The 12,613-nt window shown below is 33.7% G+C and carries 10 protein-coding genes and 2 pseudogenes; 8 read left to right on the top strand and 4 right to left on the bottom strand.

Annotation, left to right across the window (positions count from 1 at the left end; all coding sequences use genetic code 11):
• Window positions 1-28: 28 nt before the first annotated feature.
• The 3 genes from P5P87_RS18425 to P5P87_RS18415 are packed head-to-tail and all read right to left on the bottom strand — an operon-like array spanning window position 29 to window position 1,430.
• A complete protein-coding gene (locus P5P87_RS18425) occupies window positions 29-355 on the bottom strand; it encodes a GNAT family N-acetyltransferase (RefSeq protein WP_278020204.1) in 327 nt (108 codons plus the stop codon).
• Window positions 330-536 (bottom strand): hypothetical protein, encoded by a 207-nt coding sequence (locus P5P87_RS18420; RefSeq protein WP_278020203.1) that lies wholly within the window; start codon window positions 534-536, stop codon window positions 330-332. The genes P5P87_RS18425 and P5P87_RS18420 overlap by 26 nt, the downstream gene beginning before the upstream one ends.
• Before the next feature lie 18 nt (window positions 537-554).
• Complete coding sequence (locus P5P87_RS18415) at window positions 555-1,430, bottom strand: aldo/keto reductase (protein ID WP_278020202.1); 876 nt, start codon at window positions 1,428-1,430, stop codon at window positions 555-557.
• Between the two features lie 212 nt (window positions 1,431-1,642).
• On the opposite strand from P5P87_RS18415, the gene P5P87_RS18410 reads away from it, so the two are divergent.
• The 8 genes and pseudogenes from P5P87_RS18410 to P5P87_RS18375 all read left to right on the top strand — a co-directional run bounded on the left by P5P87_RS18410 (window position 1,643) and on the right by P5P87_RS18375 (window position 10,973).
• Window positions 1,643-2,647 (top strand): AAA family ATPase, encoded by a 1,005-nt coding sequence (locus P5P87_RS18410; RefSeq protein ID WP_278020201.1) that lies wholly within the window; start codon window positions 1,643-1,645, stop codon window positions 2,645-2,647.
• A gap of 79 nt (window positions 2,648-2,726) precedes the next feature.
• Window positions 2,727-3,591 (top strand): annotated as a pseudogene (locus P5P87_RS18405) (DUF58 domain-containing protein).
• A gap of 63 nt (window positions 3,592-3,654) precedes the next feature.
• A complete protein-coding gene (locus tag P5P87_RS18400) occupies window positions 3,655-5,289 on the top strand; it encodes a hypothetical protein (protein ID WP_278020200.1) in 1,635 nt (544 codons plus the stop codon).
• Window positions 5,289-6,291, top strand: a pseudogene (locus P5P87_RS18395) (vWA domain-containing protein). Before P5P87_RS18400 ends, P5P87_RS18395 begins: the two are co-directional and overlap by 1 nt.
• Window positions 6,292-6,419: 128 nt before the next feature.
• Window positions 6,420-7,454: a vWA domain-containing protein gene (locus tag P5P87_RS18390; protein ID WP_198855323.1), complete on the top strand. Its 1,035-nt coding sequence runs from the start codon at window positions 6,420-6,422 to the stop codon at window positions 7,452-7,454.
• Window positions 7,455-7,606: 152 nt separating this feature from the next.
• Window positions 7,607-8,371 carry a tetratricopeptide repeat protein gene (locus P5P87_RS18385; RefSeq protein ID WP_198855322.1) on the top strand — a complete coding sequence of 255 codons (765 nt, stop codon included), beginning with the start codon at window positions 7,607-7,609 and terminating at the stop codon, window positions 8,369-8,371.
• A gap of 99 nt (window positions 8,372-8,470) precedes the next feature.
• Window positions 8,471-10,216 (top strand): BatD family protein, encoded by a 1,746-nt coding sequence (locus tag P5P87_RS18380; protein ID WP_278020199.1) that lies wholly within the window; start codon window positions 8,471-8,473, stop codon window positions 10,214-10,216.
• A gap of 10 nt (window positions 10,217-10,226) precedes the next feature.
• Window positions 10,227-10,973 (top strand): tetratricopeptide repeat protein, encoded by a 747-nt coding sequence (locus tag P5P87_RS18375; protein WP_278020198.1) that lies wholly within the window; start codon window positions 10,227-10,229, stop codon window positions 10,971-10,973.
• Window positions 10,974-11,052: 79 nt separating this feature from the next.
• On the opposite strand, the gene P5P87_RS18370 is transcribed toward P5P87_RS18375, so the two are convergent.
• On the bottom strand, window positions 11,053-12,600 hold the full coding sequence (locus P5P87_RS18370) for a vWA domain-containing protein (RefSeq protein ID WP_278020197.1): 1,548 nt from the start codon (window positions 12,598-12,600) through the stop codon (window positions 11,053-11,055).
• Window positions 12,601-12,613 lie beyond the last annotated feature (13 nt).

The raw sequence follows: 12,613 nt of genomic DNA, 5'->3' as shown, positions 1-12,613 counted from the left end.
AAAGTCTTTTAATCTGTGGTAAAATATTTTAATTCTTATTTTTCCATTCCTCCAAATTCAACACCATATTGAGCGCTGTCCAAGTTTCTCCATCTACTTCTCTCAAATATTTTTTATCAGGATTTAAAATAAACCCAACTTTTTCATAACATTTTTGAGCTCCGACATTAAAGTCAAAAACATTCAATTCAATATTTCTTTCTTTCCTGTTTTCAAAAATATATTGCAACAATAAAGTCACCATCTGCTCGCCGATTCCTTTTCCTCTTTGATTTTCATCCATAATCAAGATTCGACCTAATTTTGCAAAACCATCGTAAAAATAAATTTCACAATGTCCAATAGTGCTCGCCATTCGAAATATTTACAACTCTAAAAGCAACTCTATTTTCATCAGAAAGCGTTTTGTCTATTTGGCTTTCTGTTAAAGGAAAAGTAAACTCTGGTCCGCCAAATTGCATTAAAGCTTTTGCATTCTTAACAGAATCGATTAATTCAGAATAATCTTTTTTCTCAAAATTTTCTAAGCGTATCATTTTTCAGAACAGTCCAAATTAAGGCACATCGTCACCCATACTTTCTGTCCAGATTGCAAACCAATCTTCTGTATCCATTTCCAGTTCAACTGCTTTTGATAAAGCTTGAATTCTAGCAATATTTACGGTACCTGCAATCGGAATTACTTTTGCAGGATGTTTTAAAATCCATGCCAATAAAAGTGTATCTGCACCTAAGTGATATTTTTCTAATAAAGTAGAGAACAGTTTTTTCAAACGGCGAGTCTGTTTGGTATCTTCTCTAAAAACAGTTCCAAGCGGGTTCCATGATAGAGGGCGAATTCCGTTAGTTTGCATATAATCTAAACTTCCGTCCAACATTGGCTCGTAATGTGTTGCAGAAAATTGTACCTGATTATAACTCACTTCTGTTTTCTGACGAATTAATTCTGTTTGAGAACTAGTAAAATTAGAAAGTCCAAAATCAATAATTTTTCCTTCTCCTTTTAATTTCTCAACAGCTTCGGCAATTTCGTCGGCCTGCATTAATGGACTTGGCCTGTGAAGCAGAAAAACATCTACATAATCTGTTTTTAAATTTTTTAGAGATTTTTCTACAGACTTAATAATATAGTCTTTAGAATAATCATAATGTTTGATTTTGTTTTCTGGGCGTTTTTCAGCAATCATCTGAATACCGCACTTTGTAATTAATTGTAATTTTTCGCGATCAATTTTACTTGCATGAAAAGCTTTTCCAAAATCGGCTTCGGTCGTATACGAACCGTAAATATCCGCGTGATCAAAAGTCGTAATTTTGTTTTCGATACTCACTTGTATCATGTTTTCCATTTCGCTAGTTGTAAGGTTTTTATCCCAAACTCCCCAATTCATAGTGCCCGAAATTATAGGCGATAAGACTGTTTTGCTCATAATAGTTATGCGTTATTTTTGGTAATAATTATGCTTTCATAAAGCATAATCATCAAAGTTCTTAAAAATATAAAAATAGATTCACAATTAGTCCTTAAAATTAGGTCTTTGGTCGAAGTTTTAACCATTCTTTAACATCTTACTTCTCAAAAAATATTCAATTTGCACTCTCAAAAATTAGGCGTAAAAATCAAGGTTTTAAAAATATTTATATGGAAGAAAATACAACGACTTTAGACATTAGAGCGATAAATGAAAAAATTGAGCGAGAAAGTGCTTTTATAGACCTTCTTACAATGGAAATGAACAAAGTTATTGTGGGTCAGAAACATATGGTCGAGCGTCTATTGATCGGATTACTTGGACAAGGGCATATTTTATTGGAAGGAGTTCCAGGTCTGGCAAAAACTTTAGCCATCAACACGCTTTCTCAAGCGGTTCAAGGATCTTTCAGCCGTATCCAGTTTACGCCAGATTTATTACCTGCCGATGTTATCGGAACCATGATTTACAATATTAAAGCAAACGAGTTCTCAATTAAAAAAGGACCAATTTTCGCCAATTTCGTACTTGCCGATGAGATTAACCGTGCTCCTGCAAAGGTTCAGTCAGCACTTTTAGAGGCGATGCAGGAGAAACAAGTTACTATTGGTGACACTACTTTCAAATTAGATCGTCCGTTTTTAGTGTTAGCAACACAAAACCCTGTTGAGCAAGAAGGAACGTATGCACTTCCTGAAGCACAGGTTGACCGTTTTATGTTGAAAACTGTTATTGATTATCCAAAAATTGATGAAGAGCGTTTTGTAATTCGTCAAAACTTAAAAGGAACTTACGAAAAAGTTAATCCGGTAGTTTCTGTAGATCAGATTCTACGTGCTCAGGAAGCTGTTCGTGAAGTTTATATGGATGAAAAAATCGAGAAATATATTCTTGATATCATTTTCGCAACACGTTACCCAGAAAAATACAAATTAGCCGATTTAAAACCGCTTATCAGTTTTGGAGCTTCTCCTCGTGGAAGTATCAACTTGGCTAATGCGACAAAATGTTATGCTTTCATCAAACGTCGTGGTTATGTAATTCCAGAAGACGTTCGTGCAGTTGTTCACGATGTATTACGTCACAGAGTTGGAATCACTTACGAAGCAGAAGCAGAAAACATCACTTCTGTAGACATTATCAACAAAATCGTTAACGAGATTGAAGTACCTTAAAAAGTTGATGGTTGATAGTTTTTTGTTGATGGTTTATACGCCATCAACCAACAACCCTAAACCATAAACCAAACAAAAAATGGATACAAAAGAGCTTTTAAAAAAAGTACGGAAAATAGAAATCAAAACGAAAAGACTGAGTAATCATATCTTTTCGGGAGAATACCACTCTTCATTTAAAGGACGAGGAATGACGTTTAGCGAGGTGCGTCAATACCAATACGGAGATGATATTCGTAACATCGATTGGAATGTAACCGCACGCTACAACGAAGCTCATGTTAAGGTATTTGAAGAAGAACGTGAATTAACCATGGTTTTGATGGTTGATATTTCGGGTTCGGAATCTTTTGGTTCTAAAAATCAATTCAAAAAAGACATTGTAACCGAAATTGCGAGCAACAATGGCTTTTTCGGCTACACAGAATAATGACAAAATTGGTTTAATATTGTTTTCTGATACAGTAGAATTATATATTCCGCCCAAAAAAGGACGTTCGCATGTACTGCGTATCATTCGTGAATTGATCGAATTTGAACCAAAAAGCCAGAAAACAGATATCGCGCAAGCTTTGAAGTTTTTATCTGGAACCCAGAAAAAGAAAGCCATCATTTTTATGATTTCCGATTTTATGTCTGATTCTTATGAGCATACATTAAAAATTGCTTCTAAAAAACATGACATCACAGGTGTTCGCGTGTACGACATTCGTGAAGAAAGAATTCCAAATTTAGGAATGGTTCACATGCTGGATGCCGAAACTGGAAAAATCCAATTGGTTGATACAAGTTCAAAAGCTGTTCGTATGAATTATGAGAAGCACTATCAGGAGAAACTAAATTACTTTAAAGATACTTTCCGTAAATCTGGAGCAGGAATTGTAAATACCAGAGTAGACGAAAATTACGTTACTAAATTATTAGGCTATTTTAAATCACGATAAAAATTTGGCAGTTTTGATTAACCATCAAAAATCGTTAATCTAAAATCTTCAATCGTTAATCAAATGAAATTTAAACTTTATATATTTTTATTGCTTTTCTCTACTATGATTTTTGCGCAAGATAAACAAGTAGAAACAAGTATTGATACCACCAAAAATAAAATTGGTGCTGAGTTCAAGCTAACGCTTAAAACGGTTGTAAGCTCCAAATCTAAAGTTGAATTTCCAAAACTTAAAAATATTGGTCCGCTAGAAGTTATTGAGTCTTATCCGATTGATACCGTTAAGAAAAATGACACTTACGAGCTGGTTAAAAAATATGGTTTAACACAATTTGATTCTGGTCGTTATACAATTCCAAGCATTAAAATTTTAATCGATAAAAAGCCTTTTTATACAGATTCTCTAAAAGTTGAAGTAGCCCCTGTAAAAGTTGATACTTTACAGCAAAAGATGTACGATATTAAAGACATCTCTTCTGTTGATGAAGGAATAGGAAATTGGTGGATTTATACTTTAATAGTGCTAGCAATTTTAGGAATTGGCGCATTCGTTTATTGGTATGTTAAAAAACGTCAGCTGAAAAAAATCGAGGAAGAAGTTTACAAAACTCCTATCGAAAAAGCGACAAGTTTATTAAACAACCTAGAGAAAAAAGAACTTGTTCAAAAAGGAGAAGTAAAAGAATATTATAGTGAATTAACAGATATTGCGAGAAATTATATCGAAGAAGCCATCCATATTCCAGCGATGGAAAGTACAACTTCTGAGTTAATTACAGCAATTAGAGAAGCATCTACCAAAAAGAAAATGACGCTTACACCAGAAACTGTTGAGAATCTTGAACGTGTTTTACGTCAGGCCGATTTGGTAAAATTTGCGAAATCTAAGCCACTTGATTTTGAAATTACTGAAGATCGAAATAAAATTCAGAAAGTAATTTTAACCCTTGATAATGCTATTCCAACTGAAGTTCCAGAAGACATTGAGGATCAGTTATTGAACGAAGCGCAAAGACAAAAACAAATTCAGGCGCAGCTTCGCAAAAAAAGAAATGCAAGAATCGGTTACTCTGTTGCGGCTGTAATCTTATTGTTGTTTGTAACTACAACTTATTTTGTGGTTACAAAAGGTTTCAATTACGTAAAAGACAATATAATTGGTCATCCTTCTAAAGAATTATTAGAAGGCGAATGGGTGAAAAGCGCTTACGGAAATCCAGCAGTTCTTATTGAAACTCCAAAGGTTTTAAAAAGAATGGATACTCAAAAAGTGCTTCCAAAAGAAGCAATGGCACTTATCAAAGAAATGCGACTTTTTGCATACGGAAGTATGATTGACAATTTCTATGTAACAGTTTCTACATCCAAATTTAAACAGCCAACCGAAATAGATTTAAGCAAAGCTCTCGAGGGGACTATAAAAATTATGGAGTCTCAAGGCGGACAAAATATTATTGTAAAACAAGAAGATTTTCAAACTAACGAAGGTATTCAGGGAATAAAAGGTTACGGAACGATGACAGTTCTGAATCCTGCAACTAAAACGAGCACAAAAGCATACTATGAATTGTTGCTTTTCAAACAAGATCAAGGTTTACAACAAATCATGATCTTACACGAAGAGGGCGATACGTATGCAAATGAAATCACGACCCGAATATTAAATTCTGTTGAACTTCAAAGAGCAAACAACTAATGGGCAATATCAGTTTTTTAAATCCAGAATTTCTTTGGTTGTTTCTATTAATTCCTATTGCAATAATTTGGTTTTTCTGGAAACGCAACCAGCAGTCGGCTACCTTAAAAATGAGCTCGACAGCAGGATTCCAGAAGAGCGAATCGTTTTGGACCAAGTTCAAACCTGCTTTATATGTTTTCAGAATTTTGGCTTTATGCTCGTTAATTATAGCATTGGCGCGTCCAAGAACTGTAGATATTAGCAACCAGACCAAAACGACAAAAGGAATTGACATCGTAATGGCAATTGACGTTTCTGGATCTATGCTAGCAAAAGATTTAAAGCCAAATCGTATGGAAGCTTTAAAACGAGTTGCAAGCAGATTTCGTTGAAGAAAGACCTAACGATAGAATCGGATTGGTTTTATATGCTTCTGAAGCTTACACAAAAACTCCGGTTACAAGTGATAAAGCGATTATTCTCGAAGCTATAAAAGGAATTAAATACGATACGACTTTACAAGATGGAACTGGAATTGGAATGGGATTAGCAACTGCTGTAAATCGTTTGAAAGACAGTAAAGCAAAAAGCCGCGTTATCATCTTGCTTACCGATGGTGTAAATAATGCTGGTTTTATTGAGCCAGAAACAGCATCTGATATTGCAAAACAATACGGAATTAAAGTATATACAATCGGTCTTGGAACTAACGGAATGGCAGAATCTCCATATGCATATGCTCCAAATGGCGGTTTCTTATTCAAAATGCAGAAAGTAGAAATCGATGAAAAGTTAATGAGAAACATCGCTAAAAAAACAGATGGAACTTATTTTAGAGCTACAAGCAACGATAAATTAGCAGAAATATACAACTCAATTAATAAATTGGAAACAACAGAAATTCAGGAATTGAAATTCTACGATTACGATGAAAAATACAGGTTTTTTGTCTTATTTGCAGGTTTGATGTTATTACTTGAAGTTGGATTAAGAAATACAGTTTATAGAAGCTTTATTTGATTTTTTTCAAAATCAAAAAATTCCAACAATAAAATTCCAAATAACAAATTGGAATTTGGAATTTAAAGATTAAAAATTAGAAAAGGATTTGGAATTTGGAATTTCAATATTGGAATTTAAAAACATTTATGGAATTAGACGAAAAAAAATATTTATATCTCTTATTACTTATCCCAATTGTGGTATGTATTTTCCTTTTCAATATGTATTGGAAAAGAAGAACGCAACGCGAATTTGGTGATTTGGAAATGGTAAAAAGATTGAGCCCTGAGAAATCGGTTTTTAAACCTGTTCTAAAAATCGTAGTGATTCTTTTGGCGCTTACTTGTTTGATTATTGGTTTGGTAAATCCGAAGATCGGAACCAAAATGGAGACCGTAAAACGAGAAGGTATCGATATTGTTTTTGCTGTAGACGTTTCTAAAAGTATGCTTGCAGAAGACGTTGTTCCTAGTCGTTTAGATAAAAGTAAACAGTTGGTTTCTCAGATTATCAATAATTTAGGAAGCGATAGAATTGGAATCGTAGCTTACGCAGGAAGCGCTTTCCCAGTTTTGCCAATTACATCAGACTATAGCGTTGCAAAAATGTTTTTGCAGAGTATGAGCCCAGGAATGGTTTCGTCTCAAGGAACATCTCTGGACGAAGCAATTAAACTGTCTTCGACATATTTTGACGAAAAAAGCAAAACAAGCAAACTATTAATCCTGATTTCTGACGGTGAAGATCATTCTGAAGGTGCAGCTGCTGCGGCAGAAGAAGCGAATAAATTAGGAATGAAAATCATCACTATTGGTGTTGGTACAGAAAAAGGAGGAACAATTCCGTTAAAAGAAAATGGTGTTGTTAGAGGATATCAAAAAGATCAAAACGGAGAAACTGTAATTACCAAATTAAATCAAGAAGGTTTAAAAACAATTGCAAAAGCAACAAAAGGTGGCTATGTTTACGGCGGAAGCACAAAAGAAGTTTTAGAATACGTAAAAAATGCTTTAAACAATATCCAAAAAACAGAATTTGAAGCTACGCAAATGGCCGAATTTCAATCGCAGTTTCAATGGTTTATCGGGTTTGCATTTTTATTGCTTTTCCTAGACATTTTCTTATTAGAAAGAAAAACAAGCTGGATCAAAGAGTTGGATTTATTTAATGAAAAGAAATAAAAAAGTTAGCCACTAATTGCTCGAATTTACACGGATAACAAATTATTTAATTTGTGAAATTCAAAAAGAAATAAAAAAATTAGTGCCAATTTGTGACCCGAACGATAGTGAACAGGCGAAGCAAATTCGTGGCGAAAAAAAACAAAATTAGAATGAAAAATTTACTCCTTTATATTTTACTAACCGTTTCTTTTGCAGTTTCTGCTCAAGAAAAAGACAAAACGTTGCCTACTGGTAATGAAGAATATAAACAGAATAAATTTATTGATGCTGAGGCAAACTATAGAATTTCGGAATCTAAATTTCCGAAACGATCAACAGCACCTTATAATTTAGGTAATACTATTTATAGACAAAATCAGGTTTCGGAAGCTAAATATGCTTACGCGAAAGCAATAAAAAATGCTAAAACAAAGCCTGAGAAACATAAAGCTTATCATAACCTTGGTAACGTTTTCATGAAAGAGAAAGATTATACTCAAGCCGTTGAAGCTTACAAACAAGCACTTCGTAACGATCCAACAGATGAAGAAACACGCTACAACTATGCTTACGCCAAACAAAAGCTAAAAGAGAATCCTCCTAAAAACGATCAGAATAAAGATAAAAACAAGGACAAAGACAAGGATAAGGATAAAAACAAAGACAAGAACAAGGACAACAATAAAGACAAAGACAAGGATAAAAAAGACGATAAAGGCGACCAGGATAAAGACAAAAAAGATGGTAAAAACGATCCAAAGAAAGATGACAAGTCTGACAATCAAGGAGAGCCAAAACCACAACCTGGAGGAATATCAAAAGAGCGTGTTCAGAATTTGTTAGATGCGGTAAACAATGAAGAAAAGAAAATTCAAGACAAAGTAAACGCTCAAAAAGTAAAAACTAATCCTAAGAAAACAGAAAAAGACTGGTAAAATAATTTAAATCGTTTAGTCGTTAATTGTTTATTACAAGAAATATTCAAAAACGGCTAAACGATTAAACAGTTAAAATAAACAACGATTAAACAAGTAATGAAAAGATATTTAATTCTATTTCTACTCACTTTTCAAGGACTAATGGCTCAGGTGCAATTTGAAGCCAGAGTCAGTAAAAACACACTTGGAATAAACGAAAGGCTTCGTGTAGATTTCATCATGAATGTTGACGGAGATAATTTCGAACAGCCTTCTTTTGAGGGATTTAGAATGGTTGCTGGGCCAAGCCAACAAATTAGTCAGTCTTGGATAAATGGCCGAAGCTCTTTTCAAAAAATATATTCTTATATCATACAGCCTGAAAAAAAGGGAATTGTCACAATTAAACAGGCTGCAATAGAATTTAATGGTCAGATTTACAAAACGAATCCGATAAAGGTTACGGTAACCAATGCTGTGGCTCAAGAAAGAGATCCAAATGACAGACCTCCTGGATCTGGAAATGAATTACTGACTCTTGTTGCTGAAATTTCAAAAACAAACCCTTACTTAAACGAGCCAATTACAGCGGTTTACAAACTGTATTTCAATAACATTGGTGTTACTGGTTTTAAAGAATTGGCAAAACCTAAATACAATGATTTCTGGAATCAGAACATTGACATCAAACAATTGGCAATTGAAGAAGGAAATTTTCAAGGCCAAAAATGTTATTATGTTATTCTGAAAAAGACCATTTTATATCCACAAAAATCAGGAAAACTTACAATTGAACCTCTTTCACTAGATATTGGCGTGCAATTACCAACAAATCGTCGTGATATGTTTGGCCAAATGATTATTACGGAAGACAATAAAGTGGTTTCTGCTGGAGCAAAAACAATTAATGTAAGACCACTTCCTGAAAGCACAAAACCAGAAGGTTTTACTGGTGCTGTCGGAAGATTGAATTTTACTGTTACGCCTTCAAAAACAACACTTAAAAACGGTGAAGGTCTTGACTTAATCGTAAGTGCGCAGGGAACTGGAAATATGAAGTTATTTTCACTTCCAAAACCAGTTGTTCCAAATGCATTAGAAATGTACGATCCTGTTCACGACGAACAAGTAACTACATCTCTAAGTGGCATGTCTGGAAGAGTCACAGACAAATATACTATTGTACCGCAATACCGAGGAAAATATGCTATAAAACCAATGCAATTTTCGTATTTCGATTTAAGTACTGGCACTTATAAAACCATTACTTCGAAAGAAATTATGATTGATGTTCTGGACGGACCAACGCCAGCAGAAGCAAATACAGGATCGGCTTCTAAAAATACTGTGGCAACAACAGATCAATTCAAGAATATTAAATCTAAAACAGCACTAATTCCTATTATTAAACATGATTTTTACGATTCAAGTTTGTATTTAGGATTGTTGTTTGCACCGTTTATCATTATTCCGATTATCATTTTGGCTAGAAAGAAAAAAGAAGCTATGGATAATGATGTTACTGGAAATAGAATTAGAATGAACAATAAGCTGGCGAAGAAATATTTATCGCAAGCCAAAAAACATCTTAATAACAAAGAGCCTTTCTATATCGCACTAGAAAAAGCTATGCATAATTTCTTGAAAGCAAAACTGCACATTGAAACTTCAGAAATGAGTAAAGACAATATCAGAGAATTACTGCTGTCTAGAAATGCAAATGCCGAAACGGTTCAGAATTTTATTGCTCTGACTGAAAACTGTGAATTTGCTCGTTATGCACCGGCGTCGAGCGCTTCAATTCAGCAAGATTATGATAAAGCTGTTATGATTATTTCTGAATTAGAAAAACAGATTGTTTAAACAAAATAAGATGAAAAACATACTATATATCTTTTTATTAATCTCGCAGGTTTTCTTTGCGCAAGGGCGCTTTGCATCGGCCAATGCATTGTACCAAAAAGGACAATACAAAGAAGCCGCACAGGTTTATGAGAACATTGTAACGGAAGACAAATTACATTCTGCCGAATTATATTTTAATTTGGGAAATTGTTATTACAAACTAAATCAAGTTGCACCTTCGATTTACAATTATGAAAAGGCTTTGGTTCTTAAACCAAATGATCCAGAGACTTTAAACAATTTAAAGTTTGCTAAGAAACTAACGATTGACGAAATTAAGGAGGTTCCAAAAGTAGGTTTTGCAAAACTAATTCAGAACTTTACTTCTATTTTTGATTATAATACTTGGGCTAAAATTTCTGTTGCACTTGGTTTTGCGTTCTTATTGAGTTTTATAGGTTACTATTTCTCAAACGCTACGCTTGCAAAAAGAATTTATTTTGTCGGAATGTTTATTGTTTTAATTGCTTTCGCTTTAAGTATTTCTGCTGGAATGTCTGAAAAAAATCATTTTGAAAATGACCGTGTTGCCATTGTTTTTTCTGAATTAAGCCAAGTGAGACATGAACCAAAAAAATCTTCAAATGGAATTATTTTATTACATGAAGGAGCAAAAGTTTACGTACTGGAAAGTATTGCTGGCTGGAAAAAAATCGAATTGACAGATGGAACCCAAGGTTGGATCGATTCTTCGACTATCAAAGAAGTAAAATAAGTTTAAAAATATTAATTGTAAAAATCCCAAATTCCAATCTTGCTGGAATTTGGGATTTTTATGTTTTAGAATTTAATGATTAATTCACTGCATCGATCAATCGCACAAATTCAGATCTGTACCCTTCTTCGTCATTTGACAAACCAGATTTTGCTAATCTTTTTATATCCGAACTTGAACTGTTTGCAATATATTTTGAATCACGCAGTTTTAATCCGAACCAAGAAACAGCAGTTGCAAATTTAAAATCTGGAGAGCTATTTTCTATGTCTGTTTTTCTATCTGCAATCACATTTACTATTTCAATACTATTATTGCCATCAGGTTTTTTATATCTAAATTTTACAGTTGCTAACTCATCACTATGATTTCCAGTTACTTTCTCTGTTTTAGTGTATTTTAAATCTGAAGGAACGTAATTGCTTTCTACTCCAGTCGGAACAATCTCATAAAGAGCAGTAACTGAATGCCCGCTGCCTAATTCACCTGCATCTATTTTATCATTTTTAAAATCTTCAGCATTTAATTTTCGATTTTCATAACCAATCAATCGATAAGCTTGAACATGGCTTGGATTAAATTCGATTTGGATTTTTACATCTTTAGCGATAGCAAACATTGATCCTTTAAATTCTTTTCCAAGAAAACGATTTGCCTCTTGAATATTATCAATGTAAGCATAATTTCCGTTTCCTTTATCAGCTAAAATTTCCATTTTAGAATCTTTATAATTTCCCATTCCAAAACCAAGAACAGTTAAGAAAACACCAGATTCTCTCTTTTGCTCAATCAATTTCAACATATCATCATCTGATGATGCGCCAACGTTAAAATCACCATCAGTAGCTATCACTACCCTATTATTGCCTTCTTTAATAAAATTTTGCTGTGCTAGTTTATAGGCTAATTCAATTCCTTCTCCTCCTGCTGTGCTTCCTCCTGCATGTAAATCGTCAAAAGCATCTATAATTTCGTCTTTATTATCTCCAGATGTTGGTTCTAAAACCACTCCAGCAGATCCTGCATAAACCACAATCGAAACTTTATCGATACTTCTAAGTTCTTTTACCAAAATCTTCATCGATTCTTTTAGCAAAGGCAATTTATTCTGCTCGTCCATCGAACCCGAAACATCAACTAAAAAAACTAGATTAGAAGCTGGCAAATTTGCCATTGGAATATTTTTTCCCTGCAAACCAATCTTTAATAGTCTGCTGTTTTTATTCCAAGGACAATCGCTATATTCTGTGTTTATAGAAAATGGATGTTGTCCTTCTGGTTGCGGATATTTGTATTTAAAGAAATTGATCATCTCCTCAACACGAACAGCGTCTTTAGGAACTTTTTGTCCTTCATTTATAAATCGGCGAATATTAGTGTATGATGCATTATCAACATCGATAGAAAAAGTAGAAAGTGGAGTTTTTAGTGGAGATTCAAACGGATTTTCTTCTAATCCTGCGTAACTTTCTGTGTTTGGATCTGTATAATTTTCTTCTGGAACTTCGTCGGTAACTGCAACAGCCATGTCTGCTGTTTCATAACTCGCGTCTGGTGCATATGCTTTCTTACAGCTGAAAATAGTAAGTACAAGGAATGCCATCATAAAGAAATTAAAATTTCTCATAAAGTAAATTTTT

The organism is Flavobacterium ginsengisoli (assembly GCF_029625315.1).
GTDB lineage: Bacteria > Bacteroidota > Bacteroidia > Flavobacteriales > Flavobacteriaceae > Flavobacterium > Flavobacterium ginsengisoli.
The sequence above is the reverse complement of the archived record's forward strand: the minus strand, read 5'-3'. Positions and strand labels throughout refer to the sequence as shown.

Bases quoted from the DNA above. Each gene is read 5' to 3' on its own strand.
- P5P87_RS18425 (WP_278020204.1), bottom strand. From the start codon at position 355: ATGGCGAGCACTATTGGACATTGTGAAATTTATTTTTACGATGGTTTT.
- P5P87_RS18420 (WP_278020203.1), bottom strand. From the start codon at position 536: ATGATACGCTTAGAAAATTTTGAGAAAAAAGATTATTCTGAATTAATC.
- P5P87_RS18415 (WP_278020202.1), bottom strand. From the start codon at position 1,430: ATGAGCAAAACAGTCTTATCGCCTATAATTTCGGGCACTATGAATTGG.
- P5P87_RS18410 (WP_278020201.1), top strand. From the start codon at position 1,643: ATGGAAGAAAATACAACGACTTTAGACATTAGAGCGATAAATGAAAAA.
- P5P87_RS18400 (WP_278020200.1), top strand. From the start codon at position 3,655: ATGAAATTTAAACTTTATATATTTTTATTGCTTTTCTCTACTATGATT.
- P5P87_RS18390 (WP_198855323.1), top strand. From the start codon at position 6,420: ATGGAATTAGACGAAAAAAAATATTTATATCTCTTATTACTTATCCCA.
- P5P87_RS18385 (WP_198855322.1), top strand. From the start codon at position 7,607: ATGAAAAATTTACTCCTTTATATTTTACTAACCGTTTCTTTTGCAGTT.
- P5P87_RS18380 (WP_278020199.1), top strand. From the start codon at position 8,471: ATGAAAAGATATTTAATTCTATTTCTACTCACTTTTCAAGGACTAATG.
- P5P87_RS18375 (WP_278020198.1), top strand. From the start codon at position 10,227: ATGAAAAACATACTATATATCTTTTTATTAATCTCGCAGGTTTTCTTT.
- P5P87_RS18370 (WP_278020197.1), bottom strand. From the start codon at position 12,600: ATGAGAAATTTTAATTTCTTTATGATGGCATTCCTTGTACTTACTATT.